This window comes from Pseudomonas sp. SK2 (assembly GCF_016772395.1).
Lineage (GTDB): Bacteria > Pseudomonadota > Gammaproteobacteria > Pseudomonadales > Pseudomonadaceae > Aquipseudomonas > Aquipseudomonas taiwanensis.
In genome coordinates this window covers 3,507,539-3,524,734 of sequence record NZ_CP061944.1, presented here as the reverse complement: position 1 = coordinate 3,524,734, position 17,196 = coordinate 3,507,539, and the positions used below count along the sequence as shown (strand labels likewise).

15 protein-coding genes are annotated in these 17,196 nt (G+C 63.2%); 11 read left to right on the top strand and 4 right to left on the bottom strand.

Features of this window, described 5'->3' with window-relative positions; all coding sequences use genetic code 11:
- Positions 1–96: 96 nt before the first annotated feature.
- The 3 genes from IF103_RS15910 to IF103_RS15900 are packed head-to-tail and all read right to left on the bottom strand — an operon-like array spanning position 97 to position 4,653.
- On the bottom strand, positions 97–1,506 hold the full coding sequence (locus IF103_RS15910) for an efflux transporter outer membrane subunit (protein ID WP_186598119.1): 1,410 nt from the start codon (positions 1,504–1,506) through the stop codon (positions 97–99).
- A gap of 3 nt (positions 1,507–1,509) precedes the next feature.
- Complete coding sequence (locus IF103_RS15905; RefSeq protein ID WP_104881458.1) at positions 1,510–3,474, bottom strand: MacB family efflux pump subunit; 1,965 nt, start codon at positions 3,472–3,474, stop codon at positions 1,510–1,512.
- Positions 3,475–4,653 carry an efflux RND transporter periplasmic adaptor subunit gene (locus tag IF103_RS15900; RefSeq protein ID WP_023381374.1) on the bottom strand — a complete coding sequence of 393 codons (1,179 nt, stop codon included), beginning with the start codon at positions 4,651–4,653 and terminating at the stop codon, positions 3,475–3,477.
- Between the two features lie 216 nt (positions 4,654–4,869).
- On the opposite strand from IF103_RS15900, the gene IF103_RS15895 reads away from it, so the two are divergent.
- From IF103_RS15895 to IF103_RS15875, 5 genes are all read left to right on the top strand, one after another.
- The gene (locus tag IF103_RS15895; protein WP_023381373.1) at positions 4,870–5,343 is read left to right on the top strand and encodes a sigma-70 family RNA polymerase sigma factor; all 474 of its coding nucleotides are present in this window, start codon (positions 4,870–4,872) and stop codon (positions 5,341–5,343) included.
- A gap of 172 nt (positions 5,344–5,515) precedes the next feature.
- Complete coding sequence (locus IF103_RS15890) at positions 5,516–6,001, top strand: response regulator (protein WP_023381372.1); 486 nt, start codon at positions 5,516–5,518, stop codon at positions 5,999–6,001.
- A 69-nt stretch (positions 6,002–6,070) separates the two neighbouring features.
- Positions 6,071–7,396, top strand: coding sequence for an MFS transporter (locus tag IF103_RS15885; protein WP_023381371.1), 1,326 nt, complete (start codon positions 6,071–6,073; stop codon positions 7,394–7,396).
- A 120-nt stretch (positions 7,397–7,516) separates the two neighbouring features.
- On the top strand, positions 7,517–7,600 hold the full coding sequence (locus IF103_RS24930; protein ID WP_252189445.1) for a type II toxin-antitoxin system MqsA family antitoxin: 84 nt from the start codon (positions 7,517–7,519) through the stop codon (positions 7,598–7,600).
- A 125-nt stretch (positions 7,601–7,725) separates the two neighbouring features.
- Entirely contained in the window at positions 7,726–9,402 is a 1,677-nt protein-coding gene (locus tag IF103_RS15875) for a hypothetical protein (RefSeq protein ID WP_023381370.1), read from the top strand.
- A 73-nt stretch (positions 9,403–9,475) separates the two neighbouring features.
- Here IF103_RS15875 and IF103_RS15870 read toward each other — a convergent pair whose 3' ends face one another.
- Complete coding sequence (locus IF103_RS15870; protein ID WP_023381369.1) at positions 9,476–11,140, bottom strand: electron transfer flavoprotein-ubiquinone oxidoreductase; 1,665 nt, start codon at positions 11,138–11,140, stop codon at positions 9,476–9,478.
- Between the two features lie 557 nt (positions 11,141–11,697).
- Here IF103_RS15870 and IF103_RS15865 point away from each other — a divergent pair.
- The 6 genes from IF103_RS15865 (at position 11,698) to IF103_RS15840 (ending at position 17,160) form a co-directional block, all read left to right on the top strand.
- Positions 11,698–12,447, top strand: a complete 750-nt coding sequence (locus IF103_RS15865) for an electron transfer flavoprotein subunit beta/FixA family protein (protein WP_023381368.1) — start codon at positions 11,698–11,700, stop codon at positions 12,445–12,447.
- The gene (locus IF103_RS15860; protein ID WP_023381367.1) at positions 12,448–13,377 is read left to right on the top strand and encodes an electron transfer flavoprotein subunit alpha/FixB family protein; all 930 of its coding nucleotides are present in this window, start codon (positions 12,448–12,450) and stop codon (positions 13,375–13,377) included.
- A 153-nt stretch (positions 13,378–13,530) separates the two neighbouring features.
- A complete protein-coding gene (locus IF103_RS15855) occupies positions 13,531–14,352 on the top strand; it encodes a substrate-binding periplasmic protein (protein WP_027908203.1) in 822 nt (273 codons plus the stop codon).
- A 9-nt stretch (positions 14,353–14,361) separates the two neighbouring features.
- Positions 14,362–14,715, top strand: coding sequence for a DUF4398 domain-containing protein (locus tag IF103_RS15850; protein WP_023381365.1), 354 nt, complete (start codon positions 14,362–14,364; stop codon positions 14,713–14,715).
- The gene (locus tag IF103_RS15845) at positions 14,712–15,524 is read left to right on the top strand and encodes an OmpA family protein (protein WP_023381364.1); all 813 of its coding nucleotides are present in this window, start codon (positions 14,712–14,714) and stop codon (positions 15,522–15,524) included. The genes IF103_RS15850 and IF103_RS15845 overlap by 4 nt, the downstream gene beginning before the upstream one ends.
- 193 nt (positions 15,525–15,717) lie before the next feature.
- A complete protein-coding gene (locus IF103_RS15840) occupies positions 15,718–17,160 on the top strand; it encodes an aminotransferase-like domain-containing protein (protein ID WP_023381363.1) in 1,443 nt (480 codons plus the stop codon).
- Positions 17,161–17,196: the final 36 nt, after the last annotated feature.

Below are 17,196 nucleotides of genomic sequence, written 5' to 3'. Positions count from 1 at the left end.
CCATGGGTTGGATTGATCTCCAACCTTCGTGGCATCGAACTATTCGTGGGAGCGGCCAGGCGTCGCGAAAGGGCTGCACAGCAGCCCCGTGTGTACTCACTGGGCTGTTTTCACGTGCCAGCCGCCACCCAGTGCCTTGTACAGGGCCACGCTCGCTTGCAATCGCGCCAAGCGCAACTGCGCCTGCTGATCCTGTGCCTCGTACAGCGTGCGCTGGGTTTCCAACACCGTCAGCAGCGTTTCGGCTCCGGCACCGTAACGTTGCTGGGCGAGGTCGAAGGCCAGGCGGGCCTGTTGCACTTGCTCATCCTGCCATTGCCGTTGCCGGTCGACGCCATGGATGGCGTTGAGCGCTTTCTCGACGTCGGCGAAGCTGGCCAGGATGCTGCTGCGATAGGCCTCGAGCAACTCCTCTTGCTCTGCCTCGGCCAATTCACGTGAGGCCCGCAGTCGGCCGTTGTTGAAGATCGGCGCGACCAGGCCGGAGGTCAGCGTGTAGTACGGGCTGTCGAAGACCTGGGGCAGGGTGCGGGCCCCCGAACCGAACTCGGCACCGAGGGTCAGCTTTGGTAGCAGGGCGGCCCGTGCGACCTGCACATTGGCGCTGGCGGCCGCCAGGCGCGCTTCGGCGGCTGCGATGTCTGGCCGGCGGGTCAGCAGGTCGCTGGGCATACCGCTGCCAATTGCCGGCCACTGCACCGTGTCGATGCGCTCGTCGCTGCCGGGCAAATGTTGCACGGGGTCGCCGAGCAGGGTGGCCAGCGTGACGCGGTTGTCCTGCTGGCGTTGCTCAAGCAGCGGCAGTTGGCGCTCCTGGGCGGCCACCAGGCTACGTTGTTGCGCCAACTCAAGGCGCGTGGCCGAGCCAGAGCGCTGCCGCACCTCGACCAGGCCCAGCACATCCCGCGCATTGCGCAGGTTCAGGCGGGCGATGCGCAGTTGCTCATCCAGTGCCAGCCCTTGCAGGTAGCTATCGGCAACGGCACTGACCAGGGTCAGTTCCACAGTCTGGCGGTCGAAGCGGCTGGCGTCCAGGCCATGCAGGCCGCTGTCGCGTGCGGCGCGCAGGCCGCCCCAGAAGTCGATCTCGTAGGTCGCGCTGAGCGTGGTGCCAAACGAGGTGCTGGTGCGTTCGCTGCTGCTGACATCGAGCTGGTCGCTGCCGTCGCCCCGCAGCAGGTGCTGTCGGCTGCCTTCAAACCCGAAGTTCAACGCCGGCAGCAGTGGCGCACCGGCGATCACGGCGCGGGCCTGGGCCTGGCGTACACGTGCGGTGGCAGCCGCCAGGTCGTAGCTGTTGCGCCGCGCACGTTCAACCAGACGGTCCAGTTCGGGGCTGGCGAAGGCTTTCCACCACTTCGTCTGTGGCAGGGTGAGCCCGGCAGCACCGGTCTCTCCTTGCCAGTTATCCGGTGGTGCGATGCCGCTTTCGGGCGGTGGCGGTGTGCTGCAGGCGGCGAGGCAAAGGCTCAGGGTCAGCAGGCTGATGCGGCTTGGCAATGTCATGGGTTATTCGCTGGTAAGGGCTTTGACCGGATCGAGACGCGCCGCCTTGCGGGCCGGCATGAAGCCGAACACGATGCCGGTGACTACGGCGCAGGCGAAGGCGCCGAGGATGGCGGGTAGGGCGAAGGCCACGGCGACCCCGGCAAGCATCAGGCCTGCGCCGATGCCCAAGGCCAGTGCGATGCCGGTCAGGCCGCCGACCATCGACAGCATCACCGCCTCACTGAGGAACTGGCGCAGGATGTCGCGCTGGCGGGCGCCGGTGGCCATGCGAATACCGATCTCGCGGGTGCGTTCGCGCACGGTCATCAGCATGATGTTCATCACCCCGATGCCGCCGACCAGCAGGGAGATCGCGGCGATCGCCCCCAGCATCAGCGACAGGCTGTTCTGGGTGCGGGCTTCGGCCTGGATCAGTGCGGCGTCGTTGGTCAGCTCGAAGTCTTGCTTGCCTTGGTGACGCTGGCGCATCAGGTGATCGATGGCTGCTTCGGTCTCGGCCACTCGTGCCGAATCTCGGGCGGCGATGATCACGTATTCCGGGTCCTGGGTACCGAACAGGCGAATGGACGCTGCCGAGTAGGGCACGACGATGCGTTCGTCGCTGTTCTGGTCGCCGGAGCTGGCGCCTTTTCCGGCCAGCACGCCGACGATCTGGAACGGTACGTTGCCGAGCAGCAGGTACTGGCCGATCGGGTCGCTGCCAGGTTCGAGCAGCGTGTCGCGTACCTTCTGGCCGATCACCGCGACGGCGGCGCCAGTGCGTTCGTCGCTGTCGCTGAAGAAGCTGCCCTGGACCACCGGCCAATTGAGGATGTAGGGGAACTCGATATTGTTGCCGCCGACGTAGAATTTCTGGTTGTTGTTGCCGTGGCGCACCATCACGTCGTCCCCGATCACCGGCATGATCCGCGTCACCTGGGGCAGTTCGGCAATCGCCGCAACATCGTCCAGGGTCACCACGCCGGCGGGCTCACGCAGGGTGGCGTGGCGACCGTTGAGGTAGAGGATGTTCGAGCCGAAGGCGGCCATCTGTGCCATGACCTGGCGTTTGCTGCCTTCGCCCACAGCCAGCATGACCACCACCGAGGCGACGCCGATGACGATGCCGAGCAGGGTCAGGGCAGTGCGAAAGCGATTGATCCACATGACCCGCCAGGCTGCCTGCAAGGCTTCGACCAGCTCGCCCTTCCAGGCGCCACGCTCAGTGGCGCCGCGATCCAGGCGTTCGCGCAGGTCTTCGGCCTGCAGGCCTCGGTGCGGATTGACCGGTGGCTGGTCGTCGGCCGAATCGCTGATCACCAAGCCGTCGCGAATCTCGATCACCCGGTGTGCGCGTGCCGCCACCTCGCGGTCGTGGGTGATAAGGATGATCACATGCCCCTGGCTGGCCAGTTCGTCGAGCAGGGCCATGACTTCGGCGCCGCTGTGGCTGTCGAGGGCTCCAGTGGGTTCGTCGGCGAGGATGATGTGGCCGCCGTTCATCAGCGCGCGGGCGATGGAAACGCGCTGTTGCTGACCGCCGGACAACTGGTGCGGGCGGTTGCCCGTGCGGCTGGCCAGGCCCAGGCGTTCGAGCAGGGCGGCGGCGCGGGCGTGGCGCTCGCTGGCCGGTAAGCCGGCATAGATGGCTGGCATTTCGACGTTTTCCTGGGCCGAGCCCGAAGGAATCAGGTGGTAGCCCTGGAACACGAAACCGAAGGCCTCGCGTCGCAGCCAGGCCAGCTCGTCGGTGTCCAGCTCGGCCACGTCCTTGCCGGCGAAGCGATAGCAGCCGGAACTGGGGCGGTCGAGGCAGCCGAGGATGTTCATCAGGGTCGATTTGCCAGACCCTGACGCGCCGACGATGGCGACAAATTCGCCGGGGTGCACGCGCAGGCTGATACCGCGCAGGACTTCGACCTTGGGTGTGTCGAGGCCGCCGTAGACTTTGCGGATGTCGCGAAGCTCGATCAGGGGGGCGGACATTCAACCTCCGCTGGCGGCAGGGGCGCCGATGAGCAGGCGTTCGCCTTCGCGGACACCGTCGAGGATCTGTACCCGCAGCCGGTCGCTCAGGCCGGTGCGCACTTGGCGCTGCTCGACCTTGCCGTCGCGGGTGAGTACCTGGGCCATGCGCAGGCCGTCACCATCGCTGTCGTCCAGCGCCGCCAGCGGTGCGGTCAGTACCTGGCTGGCCTGGCCGGCGACGAAGAACACCTGGGTGGTCATCTCGGCCATCAGTGCCCCGTCAGGGTTGTCCACGTCCAGCAGCACGGTGTACTGCACGACTTGGCTGCCGGTCGTGCCGGAGGTGGCGCTGGTCGGGCTGCCGCCGCCCTGGCTGGACTGCTCCAGCGGCTTGGGCGGAATCGGCAGTATCTGGCGCACGGTGCTGGTCCAGCGGCGCTTGCCACCGGCCAAGGTGGTGAAGTAAGCGCTCATGCCGGGCTTGACCTTGCCGATATCGGCCTCGGAGACCTGGGCCCAGACGGTCATCGGCGACAGCTTGGCGATGCGCAGGATCAGGGGCGTCTGTTGCTGGGCATTCAGGGTCTGGCCCTCGCGGGCGTCCACGGCAACCACGGTGCCGTCCATGGGCGCGTAGATGCGCGTGTAGCCAAGTTCGGCCTGGTCGCTGCGCAGGCTGGCCTGGGCCTGAAGGATCTGCGCCTGGTACATGTCGATGCGGGCCTGGGTGACCTTGAGCTGGGCGTCGGCAGCCTGCACGTCTTCCTCGCGGGTGGCACCAGCGGCGGCCAGGTCGCGCTGGCGTTTGAGCTGTTGCTGGGCCAAGCGGTACTGGGCGCGCTGCTCGGCCAACTGGGCCTTGAGGTTCTCGATCGAGTAGCGGCCGGCGTCGAGCCTGGCCTGCTGGGTTGACGGGTCGATCTCGACCAGCAACTGGCCCTGGTGAACCTGGTCGCCCGCTTCGACATGCAGGCGACGGATCTGCCCCGAGGCCTGGGCGCCGACATCGACGTAGCGACGAGGTTGCAAGGTGCCCAGGGCGGTGACGCTGCTTTCGATATCGGCGCGGGTGACGGTTACCGTGCTGGCCGGCTGGTTGTCGAATGGCAAGGTCTTCCAGGCCAGCAGGCTGCCCAGGCCAAGCAGGCCCAGGCCACCGAGGAGGATGCGGCGGCGAGTGTTGGGTAAGCGTCTCATGCGGACTTCCAGCCAGGGGTGATGGCCACACGCAGCCAGTCGAGGCGCGCAGGGAGGTCCCCGTTAGACGAAGATCAGCATGCGGGATTTACCCAGGTTGGGGGTACCGCTGTGTGTTGCTGAGAATAATTATAATTTGTAAGATTGCACGCTGATATCACATATTCCCGCGTCCCCGCACACCTGTGGCAGGGCAGGGCGACGCCAGGTGCCGCTGTGGAACATTACTATCGTGAACTGGTGAGTTTCCTTTCCGCACGCCTTGGCAGTCGCCAGGCGGCGGAGGACGTTGCCCACGATGCCTACCTGCGGGTACTGGAGCGCACCGACGCGCAGCAGATCGAGCATCCGCGCGCCTTCCTGTACCGGACCGCGCTCAACCTGGTGGTAGACCGTCATCGGCGTCAGCGTGTGCGCCAGGCCGAACCCTTGGACGTGCTGGACAGCGACGAGCGCTGGCACATTCAGGCACCGTCCCAGGAAATGCAGCTCGATCAGCGCCTGGCACTGATGCAAAGGGCCCTGGACGAATTGAGCAAGCCTTGCCGCGACAGCTTCCTGTTGCGCAAGCTCGAGGGCCTTTCACACCAGCAGATCGCCGAGCGGCTGGGCGTTTCCCGAAGCATGGTGGAAAAACATATCGTCAACGCCATGAAGCATTGCCGCTTGCGCATGCGGCAATGGGAATAGTGAAAAGCCGGTGAAACACGAATGAAAATTCTGTACGCGGCAACTTGATTTCTGGAAAGTTCCCGACAACTATCAATGAAGACCCTGCCGAATTCATGGTTTCGGCAGTTGCCTCGTCGGCGCAGTTTGGTCAGGGAGTTTCCCTTAACTAGCTAACTGCCCAGGTCCGATGATGCCCAACAAAACGATGCGCATCCTTATCGCCGACGAGCACCCCAGCCAGCGCTTGCACCTTGAGCGACTGCTCAATGGCCTGGGCTATTTCCGGATCGCGCCGGTGCAAAGCTTCGAAGAGCTGCAGCGCCTGGTGCAGTGCGCGCTGCAACCTTTCAACCTGTTGGTCGGCAATATCGAGTTGGGTAGTCACTGCGGGGTCGACCTTGAGCGCTTTTGCCGGGTCAACGCACAGATTCAGCACGCCTTGCTCTATCACTCACAGTCTGTGACGGTTCCAGACGTGCCGCCGGCCGAGCGCCAGGCGGTCAGCATCAGCCTGCCCCAGGTGCCGGACGACGAAGCGCTGGGTTCTTTCATGGCGATCATCGATGCGCCAGTGTTGGTCGGCAAGCTTGGCCTGCCTTCGAGCGTCGCCAGCCATCTGGCGTTTCCGCGCGCTCGCCAGCATTTCCCGTCGACCGTATTCAGCCGGACCCATTGAACCTGAAGGGGTACCCAAGGGTAAGCATTTGCTATCCTCTTGCCCTTTGCCGATTTGCGGACCCCTGCCATGACTGCCAACCACACCGCTCCTGCGCCCCGGTTCAGCCGCAGCGACCACCGGACCCTGGGTCTGGCGGCACTGGGCGGCGCCCTGGAGATCTACGATTTCATCATCTTCGTGTTCTTCGCGTTGACCCTGAGCCAGCTGTTCTTCCCACCGGAAATGCCGCAATGGCTGCGCTTGCTGCAAAGCTTCGGGATCTTCGTGACCGGTTACCTGGCCCGCCCGCTGGGTGGGATTCTCATGGCGCATTTTGCCGACCATCTGGGCCGCAAGCGGGTGTTCAGCCTGAGCATCCTGATGATGGCCCTGCCGTGCCTGTTGATCGGTGTGATGCCGACCTACGCCGACATCGGCTACGCCGCCCCACTCATTCTGCTGGCGCTGCGCATCCTGCAGGGGGCCGCGGTGGGAGGCGAGGTGCCCAGTGCCTGGACTTTCGTCGCCGAGCACGCCCCGCCAGGGCGACGGGGATATGCACTGGGCTTCCTGCAGGCCGGGCTGACCTTTGGCTACCTGCTGGGTGCCTTGACCGCAACCTTGCTGGCGCAGGTCTTCACCGCGCAGGAAATCCTCGATTACGCCTGGCGTTATCCGTTCCTGCTGGGTGGCGTGTTCGGTGTGATCGGCGTGTGGCTGCGTCGCTGGCTGAGTGAAACCCCGGTGTTTCTGGCCCTGCGCGAGCGCCAGGAGCAGCCAGTGGCCTTCCCGCTGCGACGGGTGCTGGCAGAGCATAGCCGTGCGCTGATCCCGGCGGCATTGCTGACCTGCGTGCTGACCTCGGCGGTGGTGGTGCTGGTGGTGATCACCCCGACCGTGATGCAGCAGCGTTTCGGCATGAGTGCCGGGCATACCTTCGCCTTGAGCAGCGTGGGCATCGTCTTTCTCAATATAGGCTGCGTGATGGCGGGGCTGTTGGTCGACCGGTTGGGTGGCTGGCGTGCGCTGATGGTCTACAGCCTGTTGCTGCCATTGGGTGTCGGCGTGCTGTACGCAAGCCTGGTGGGGCAATGGGGCGCGGTGTGGGCCGCCTATGCGCTGGCAGGGCTTTGCTGTGGCGTGGTGGGGGTGGTGCCGTCGATCATGGTCGGATTATTCCCGGCGCAGATCCGCGTGTCGGGTATTTCCTTCACCTATAACGTCGCCTATGCCCTGTGGGCCAGTACCACGCCGCTGGCATTGATCGCGCTGATGCCGTGGAGCCCGTGGGTGTGTGTCGGCTTTTGTCTGATCATGGGCACCGTCGGATTGCTCACCGCGTTGTATTTCGGGCGTCGCGAGCCCTTGGCGTTCGCCGTCGAGCCTATGCCGGTCATGTGCGCTGACAAATGAGCCTAGAGGAGCAGGGGCATCGAGGCAGAATCCACGGTCATTCCTGATTTGTTCAGCGATGACTGCACACGCGGTCTAGGGTGGCGGGTGCACGCATTTTCCCGTTGGGAAAATGGCAAGATGCGGCCACCGGTTGCACTCATCGAGCTATTCAAACTGCTCGATCGTCGCCCAGAATTGTTCGAAGAGATAAGGACACCCTGAGTCGGCCTGCAACAGCCTACAGCCGGTGCCAACGGTTCACGCAAATCAAGGCTACAAGGCGCACAGAAGGCGACTGTACATGAATGTAGATTGCTCCCGCATCCACATTTCAGGAAACAGGCGCCATGTACGGATTTCATGTGAAATGGCTGACGCGCCGTCAGCTGCCGCCCATTCCGGCGACCATGCTCTTTTCAGGAACGCACCATGATGCCCCGGGGCCTGATGGCGACTTCGAGCAAGCCGTTACGCCCGTAATCACCTGGGGCAACAACAGCCTTGGCTGCGTGTTCGACGACAACGAGCATCACGACGCTGCCTGGCTGGTTGTCTACGGTGACGGGGAGCAACTGACCGGCGCGCATCCGTTGCCTCATTTTCGGCATGTCATGGACATTCAAGCGGCGCCAAGCGGTGTTGCCTGGGTGCTGGTCGATGAGAAAGCGCGCAAGGTCGAGATCTCGCATCTTCTGCTCGACGGACTCGATGGCAGAGTAGGCCGTGAGACCTCACTGGAAGGAATGCCGGTTGGCATTCCTTTCTGTCTGCGCAATGGGCGCGATTTTCTGATGGCGGACGAGTCAGGGGTTCGCGTTGCCGCCTTGCCCGATCCGCTGGCGATGCAGTGGATGTATCAGGATGGCGAGCTGACCCATGTTGCCACCCAACAGGTACTGGGCCTGGGCGTGCGCTGCAAACCTGCCGCGCAGGACGGAGACCGCTGGCACTTGTCCGCCCGAGGCGTGTTGTTCTATGGCGAAGAGAAACGCGCTTTGTGCGCCGACCCCGGCAATGGCGATGTATGGCTTCAGGCACACGTGGCAGAGTCACCAGAGGGGCTATGGCAGGTGCAAATGCCGGGGCAGACGAGGCGTAACAGGGGCAGCGCGTTGCGTATCAGCACGCTGGCCATTCATGTGCAGGTCTCCAATGACTTGAGGTCCGGGACCAGTGATGCTGTGTATTTTTCCGTCAACGGCAGCGCGCACCGGCAATTGCTGGCACGCAACTTCGATCGTGGCTCATTGCTTCAGGTCGATGTCGATCTGTCGAGCATGTTCGCGGGGCGTCAGCTGGTTGCCGATGAGCTCCACAGTGTCGAGCTGTACCAAGTGAGCGGCGAAGGGTACGGGCCTGCGTGGCGCATGCAATCTCTGGATCTGGTGGTCAACGATGAACTGTCCAACCGGCTACTGGTTGCCGAAAGCCCTTGGCTGCTGCCGGCGAGAGGGGCGAGTTGGAAGGGCGTCGTGAACTGGTTGGACTGGCGCTTGAAGGGCAAGGAGACACCGCTGGATTTTACCGGGCGTACGTACCCGGTCACTTGGCGACCCCTGCTGAGCGACTGGCTGTACTGGCGCAGCTACGACGTCTCGAACATCGAAGGAGTTTGCCAGTTGATCGGTGAGCAGGACGGTAGGGTGCTGGGGTTCGAGCTGGTCGGCCAGCGTCCTGTTTATCTTGAGCCCAACACGGCAAACGACTCCTACACCTGGGTGTACACGCCACAGGGGAGCATTATCGTAAAGCGCTGGGACAAGGCGGCGCCTCGGGCTCATTACATCACTCACAGCCAGCTGGGTATGGGCGCCCCCGTGGTATGCGCGGGTGAAATGACGATCGTCCGCATGGGGGCGGGCGTGGCGGTCCACGATATCCTGGGAATGATCAACGATGCGTCGGGGCACTATGTGCCGGATGGCGGTGCATGCCTCGCCCATGTGCGCGAGCGACTTGCCCAATTGGGGCTGGATACCACGCGGACGACGGTCGCGTTCCACAGCGGCAAGCAGGCGGAATGATTGCCTCCGGGCACAACGAAAAAGCCCCCGGGCCACGCGGCCAGGGGGCTTTTTCCTGCCTCGGGGGCAGGGCTTACATGTTCGGGTAGTTCGGCCCGCCAGCGCCTTCAGGCGTGACCCAAGTGATGTTCTGGGCCGGGTCCTTGATGTCGCAGGTCTTGCAGTGCACGCAGTTCTGCGCGTTGATCTGGAAGCGCTTGTTGCCGTCTTCCTGGGTGACCACTTCGTATACGCCGGCCGGGCAGTAGCGCTGCGCCGGTTCGTCGTACAGTGGCAGGTTGTTGGCGATCGGTACGTTCGGATCGGTCAGCTTCAGGTGGCAAGGTTGCTCCTCTTCATGGTTGGTGCTGGAGAGGAATACCGAGCTGAGCTTGTCGAAGCTGAGCTTGCCGTCGGGTTTCGGATAGTCGATCTTCTGCGAATCGGCGGCGAGCTTGAGGCAGGCGTAGTCCGGCTTGGTGTCGTGCAGGGTGAACGGCAGCTTGCCGCCGAACCAGTTCTGATCGACATAGTTGAACGCCGCGCCCAGGATCGGCCCGAACTTGTGCATGGCCGGGCCGAAGTTGCGGCTGGCGAACAGCTCTTCGTAGAGCCAGCTGGCTTTGAAGGCGCTGACATAACCGTTGAGCTGGTCACCGCCTTCACTGCCGGCGATCAGTGCGTCGGCAACTGCCTCGGCAGCGAGCATGCCCGACTTCATGGCGGTGTGGCTGCCCTTGATCTTGGCGAAGTTCAGGGTGCCCAGGTCGCAGCCGATCAGCGCGCCACCGTTGAACACCATCTTGGGCAGCGAGTTGAAGCCGCCTTTGCAGATGGCGCGGGCGCCGTAGCTGATGCGTTTGCCGCCTTCGAGATATTGGCTCATCACCGGGTGATGCTTCAGGCGCTGGAACTCATCGAACGGCGAGAGGTACGGGTTGGCGTAGGACAGGTCGACGATCAGGCCGACCACCACCTGGTTGTTTTCCAGGTGATAGAGGAACGAGCCGCCGGTGTTGTCCTTGCTCATCACGTCCAGCGGCCAGCCGGCGGTGTGCACCACCAGGCCCTGCTCGTGCTTGGCGGGGTCGATTTCCCAGATTTCCTTCAAGCCGATGCCGTAATGCTGCACGTCGGACTCGCTGTCCAGGTCGAAGCGCTTGATCAGCTGCTTGCCGATATGGCCGCGGCAACCTTCGGCGAACAGGGTGTACTTGGCGCGCAGTTCCATGCCTGGGGTGTACAGGCCGTCCTTGGGGTTGCCTTCGCGGTCGACGCCCAGGTCGCCAGTGATGATGCCGCGTACCACACCGTTTTCGTCGAACAGCGCTTCCTGTGCGGCGAAGCCTGGGTAGATTTCCACGCCCAGGTTCTCTGCCTGCTGGGCCAGCCAGCGGCACAGGTTGCCCAGGGAGATGATGTAGTTGCCCTGGTTGTGCATGGTTTTAGGCACGAACAGGTCAGGGACCTTGGTCGAGCTGCCGGCATCTTTGAGCACATAGATATCGTCACGCTTCACTTCGGTGTTCAGTGGCGCGCCGAGTGCTTTCCAGTCGGGGAACAGCTCGTTCAGGGCGCGGGGTTCGAAGACCGCGCCGGAGAGGATGTGGGCGCCGACTTCGGAGCCTTTCTCGACCACGCAGACGCTGATCTCGCTACCGGCTTCGGCGGCCTTCTGCTTCAGGCGGCAGGCGGCGGACAGGCCCGCCGGGCCGGCGCCGACGATGACCACGTCGAATTCCATGTATTCGCGTTCCACTGGTACTCTCCTACTCATCAAGGCTCGTGCTGTTGCTTTGTCTTATTGGGTGCGGGGGTGGTCACGGGAGGCTGTTCAGGTGTCTGTAGCCCTGTAGCCGCGTGAATGACGAACTACACCGTTTTGTCTTGGCCGCGCATTATATCTACACCACTTGGCGGGTCCAATACAAACGTTTGTTTGAATTTGCCGCAGGCCAGTAAAATCACAGGAACGCGGCTTGAGGGTGGCCGATTTGCCGTATTGACCGGATTGGGTGTTACGGTCAAGATACGAGCGGTTTTACGCTCGCCGTAGGCTGACCGTCGGGCGCAGGTGCACCCCTAAAGGCCAGGCGTAGAGCAAGGTTTTCGGGCCGAAACCCGTTTTGTAGTGGAGTCTACACGCCACGACAGAAAATGACCCGCGGGTTTTGCCGAAACAGTCTGAACAGGACTGATTGGTCACTGTGAAGTTCGCTCGAGCCGGAACGTTTTTAGAGGTGCCCTTGTACCCACGCGCAATCGCCGGGCAAGCCCCAGGCGACATTCTATTCACCGGAGAGTAACGAGGAATCCATGAAGGTTCTTGTAGCTGTCAAACGAGTGGTCGACTACAACGTCAAGGTTCGCGTCAAAGCGGACAACTCCGGCGTCGACCTTGCAAACGTCAAGATGTCCATGAACCCCTTCTGCGAAATCGCCGTGGAAGAAGCCGTGCGCCTGAAAGAAAAGGGCGTTGCGAGCGAGATCGTCGTCGTCTCCGTCGGCCCGAGCACTGCTCAGGAGCAACTGCGTACCGCCCTGGCCCTGGGTGCCGACCGTGCCATCCTGGTCGAAGCAGCTGACGAACTGAACTCCTTGGCCGTGGCCAAGGCACTGAAAGCCGTTGTCGACAAAGAGCAGCCACAGCTGGTCATTCTCGGCAAACAGGCCATCGACAGTGACAACAACCAGACCGGCCAGATGCTGGCCGCGCTGACCGGTTTCGCGCAGGGCACCTTCGCCTCCAAGGTGGAAGTGGCTGGCGACAAGCTGAACGTCACCCGCGAAATCGACGGCGGCCTGCAGACCGTCGCGTTGAACCTGCCGGCGATCGTCACCACCGACCTGCGCCTGAACGAGCCACGTTACGCGTCGCTGCCGAACATCATGAAGGCCAAGAAGAAGCCGCTGGAGACCGTTACTCCAGACGCGCTGGGCGTCTCCATCGCCTCCACCAACAAGACCCTGAAGGTCGAAGCGCCTGCTGCCCGCAGCGCGGGTATCAAGGTCAAATCGGTGGCCGAACTGGTCGAGAAGCTGAAGAACGAAGCGAAGGTAATCTAAATGACTATCCTGGTTGTCGCTGAATACGAAAACGGTGCCGTAGCCCCGGCCACCCTGAACACTGTCGCCGCAGCCGCCAAGATCGGTGGCGATATCCACGTACTGGTCGCTGGCCAGAATGTCGGTGGCGTTGCCGAGTCCGCCGCCAAGATCGCTGGCGTGGCCAAGGTGCTGGTTGCTGACAACGCAGCCTACGCCCACGTCCTGCCGGAGAACGTCGCGCCGCTGATCGTCGAGCTGGCCAAAGGCTATAGCCACGTGCTGGCCCCAGCCACCACCAACGGCAAGAACATCCTGCCGCGCGTTGCCGCGCTGCTGGACGTCGACCAGATCTCCGAGATCATCTCGGTCGAGTCCGCCGACACCTTCAAGCGTCCGATCTACGCCGGTAACGCCATTGCCACCGTGCAATCGAGCGCTGCTGTAAAAGTCATCACCGTGCGTACCACCGGCTTCGACGCCGTCGCCGCCGAAGGCGGCTCGGCTGCCGTTGAGGCGGTGGGGGCTGCTCACAATGCCGGTATCTCGGCCTTCGTCGGCGAAGAGCTGGCCAAGTCCGATCGTCCAGAGCTGACCGCTGCCAAGATCGTCGTATCCGGCGGCCGTGGCATGGGCAACGGTGACAACTTCAAGCACCTGTACGCCCTGGCCGACAAGCTTGGCGCCGCTGTCGGTGCTTCGCGCGCCGCGGTCGACGCAGGCTTCGTGCCGAACGACATGCAGGTCGGCCAGACCGGCAAGATCGTCGCGCCGCAGCTGTACATCGCCGTCGGTATCTCCGGTGCCATCCAGCACCTGGCCGGTATGAAAGACTCCAAGGTGATCGTTGCGATCAACAAGGACGAAGAAGCGCCGATCTTCCAGGTGGCCGACTACGGCCTGGTCGCTGACCTGTTCGAAGCGGTACCAGAGCTGGAAAAGCTGGTCTGATCCGGCTGCTTCACTTATAAAGAAGCCCGGCCCTCGTTGAGGGGGTCGGGCTTTTTCATGCCCGTTGCGGGCTTATCGCCGGCCGGCGCCTGCAGGGGGCGCGTGCCGGTGGTGCGGGCAAGTGGGCCCTCAAGAACAAGGCAAGGAGAGAGGATGAGGCTTCGCGGAGCGCGCGCGATACTGGCATGCATGGTTGCGATGCTGTCGCCGATGGCGATGGCGGCAGGCAAGTGCGAGCGCCTGGTGGCGACCGGCAGCCCTGATGCGCCGCCGTATTCCTGGCAGGACCCAAAGGACCCTGAACACCTGATCGGTGCCAACGTCGACCTGTTGCGCCAGGTGGCCAGCGAACTCGGCGTGAAACTCGAGGTGCTGTATGCCGGCAAGCGCGACCAGGCTCTGGAGGAGGTGCGCAGTGGCCGGATGGACCTGTTGCTCGACACGCCGATGCAGGTCGGCCAGCTGACAGCGCTCGACTACATCCACCCCCCTTTGCAGCTCAATGAGTACCTGGTCTGGACCCGCCATGATGCCAGCCTGGTGTTTGACGGCCCGGCCGACCTTGCTCAGTACCAGGGTGGTCTGTCGGAGCGGGCGCGGCTTACGCCGGCCTTCGAAGCCTTCGCCAAGGCGCAACTGAAGCTGCTGCCCGCGCAGAACCTGACCCAGGCATTCCAGAAGTTGGTGCTGGGGCAGGTGGACTATGTGCTGGCGGGTCGCTACGCGGGAATGGCCATGGCCCAGAGCCTGGGCATGAGCAATGACCTGATCGCACGCGGGCTGCCGGTGGACCGCCCGGGGCTGTATCTGGCCGTGTCTCACAACTCGGCCTGCAATGACGCGTGGCTGCGTGGGCAATTAGCGAAAAAACTGACAGAATTGCCGATCTCCGGTGCGTCCGAGGCCGTGCTACAGCGTAATGTCGAGCGCTGGAAGGTACAGATGCAGGCGCCGCTGGATGCCCCCAAACAGTAGGAAGATTGCGTGAGAACCCAACCACTGATCCTTGCCCTGGCCATGCTTGGCTTGGCCGGCTGCGCCAACGATCCGGCGCCCAATGAGCAGATGCGTCTGTCCGAGCAAGCGCTGGAGCAGGCCAAGGCCGTTGGCGCTACCGAGCAGGTGCCAGAGTTCAAGATGGCCGAAGACAAGTTGGCTCGCGCCAAGACCAACATGCTGACCGAGGATTATCGCGATGCACGCATGCGCGCCGAACAATCCGAGCTGGATGCGCGTTTGGCCGAGGCGCGGGTGCTGAACCAGAAAAGCGATGAGCAACTCGAACGCTTGCAGTCGCGCGTCAAGCGCCTGCGCAAGCAGTTGGAGGTGCAGCCATGATGCGCCTCAAGCCCGTGTCCGTCCTGATGGTGCTGGCGTTGTCTGCTGGCTTGCAAGGTTGTGCCAGCCATCGCAGCGAGGTTGCGCTGGATGAAGCCAGTTCGGCATTCCAGAAGGTCAAGGATGACTCCGACGTACTGCGCAGTGCACCGCGTGACGTGATCCGAGCCGGTGAATCGTTGGCCCGCGCCGAACGGCTGTCCAGCTACATCGGCACCGGTGCCGATGTGCGTCACTACGCTTACCTGAGCCAGCGCTATAGCGAAATCGCCCGCGAGCACACCAAGCTTGCACTGAACCAGGAGCGCATCGCCAAGCTCGACCTGGAGCGTCAGCGCCTTCAGTTGGCCCTGCGCGAAGCCAAGCTCGCCAGCGTTCAGCAGCAGGGCAAGTGGGTCGAGGCGCAGATTGCCGCAATGGCGTCCGAGCAGGCCGACCGTGGCCTGGTGATGACGTTGGGCGACGTGCTGTTCGATACCGGCCGTGCCGACCTGAAGAACTCCGCCAGCCGCACGGTGCTCAAGCTGGTCCAGTTCCTGCAGCTGAACCCGCGGCGCGTGGTGCGCATCGAAGGTTACACCGACAGCACCGGAGCGCCGGAAGACAATCTCAAGCTGTCACGCGATCGTGCCCAGGCGGTGGCCGACATGCTGGTCGATCTGGGCATCGACGAGAAGCGCCTCGAAGTGCTGGGCTACGGCGACCAGTATCCGATCGAGGCTAACGCGTCGGAGCGGGGTAGGGCGCAGAACCGCCGCGTCGAGATCGTGTTCTCCGATGACAAAGGCAAGTTGGCACCCGCCCGTTGACCCTTTGATCTGATCGCTGGCACGTCGACCCTCATGTGGGGGCGGCTTGCCGGCGATCAGGGGCACTGTCACACCGCAGTAATGTTGGCTATTCTGCAATCTGTCCCAGTACACTTGGCAACTGTTACGGTATGCTCTGCTGCCAGATTGCAGCATAAGAACAACGAGCCCGTCCGAGCGTCGAGATATCGCCATGACCAACCTGCTGCTGTATCAGCGTATCGCCCAGCAACTGGCCGATGACATCCGTCGCGGTGTCTATCAACCGGGTGAGCGCGTGCCGTCCGTGCGCAAGATGAGCGCCCAGCTCAACGTCAGTCACGCCACGGTGCTGCAGGCTTATGCCAATCTCGAAGACCAGGGCCTGATTCGTGCCCGGCCGCAGTCGGGCTACTATGTCCACCAGACCCCCGCACTGACGGCGCAGACCCCAGACATTGCACGGGTCGAGCGTCCGGGGCTGGTTACCCGTGCCAGTATCATCCAGCAGGTGCTGACCGAGGCGCGTCGTGATGGCGTGTTCCCCTTCGGGGCAGCGGTGCCCCATGTCGACTACCTGCCGGTTCGGGCCCTGCATCAGCAGATCGCCAAGGTCACCCGCTTCCACAGTCCCCGGGCGTTCAGCTACATGTTCAGCCCAGGGTTCGAGCCGCTGCGTCGGCAGATCGCCATTCGCATGCGTGATGCCGGTGTGCTGGTCGACCCGCGCGAGATCATCGTCACCCATGGTTGCGTGGATGCGCTGCAGATGTCGCTGCGGGTACTGACGCGGCCTGGCGACCTGATCGCGGCCGAGTCGCCGACCTACTATGGTCTGTTGCAGCTGGCGGACCTGCTGGGGTTGAAGGTCATCGAAATTCCCAGCGACCCCTCGACTGGCATCAGCCTCGAGGCGCTGCAACTGGCGGCCAACCAATGGTCGATCAAGGCCTTGGTGCTGACCGCACGCTTGAGCAATCCCCTGGGCGGAACGGTGCCCGAGGAGCGGCAGAAACAGCTCCTGCGCCTGGCGTCCGATTTCGATATCCAGATCGTCGAAGATGACATCTATGGCGAACTCATGTTCGAGCAGGGGCGAACCAAGGCGCTCAAGGCATTCGATAGGCTTGATCGGGTTATCTACTGTTCGAGTTTCTCCAAGACGCTGTCGCCGGGTGTGCGGGTTGGCTGGATGGTGGCGGGGCGTTATCAGGACGAGATCCAGCGCCTGCAAACCTTCACCACGCACTCGGCCTGCAGCGTGACCCAGATGGGTGTGGCGGCCTACCTCGAAAACGGCGGGTACGACAGGCACCTGCGCTATATCCGCCAGGAGTATCGCAAGAACCTCAGTGCCTACCAACTGGCGGTGCAGCAGCACTTCCCCGAAGGCACCCAGATGACCCGTCCGACAGGCGGCTTCATTCTGTGGGTGAGCTTGCCGGGGCGGGTCAATACCCAGGAGTTGCATGTGCGAGCGCTGGAGCAGGGCATCAGTATCGCGCCAGGCCTTATCTTCAGTAATACCGAGCAGTTCAACCACTGTATCCGGCTCAATTGCGGCATTCCGTGGAACAAGGAGGCCGAGCGGGCAGTGATCACGCTCGGGTTGTTGGCCCAGCAATTGTGCAGGGAGACGACGAGCGCGCTTTTGTAGGCTTGTCAGGCGCTCGCGGAACAGAGAGCATACGCA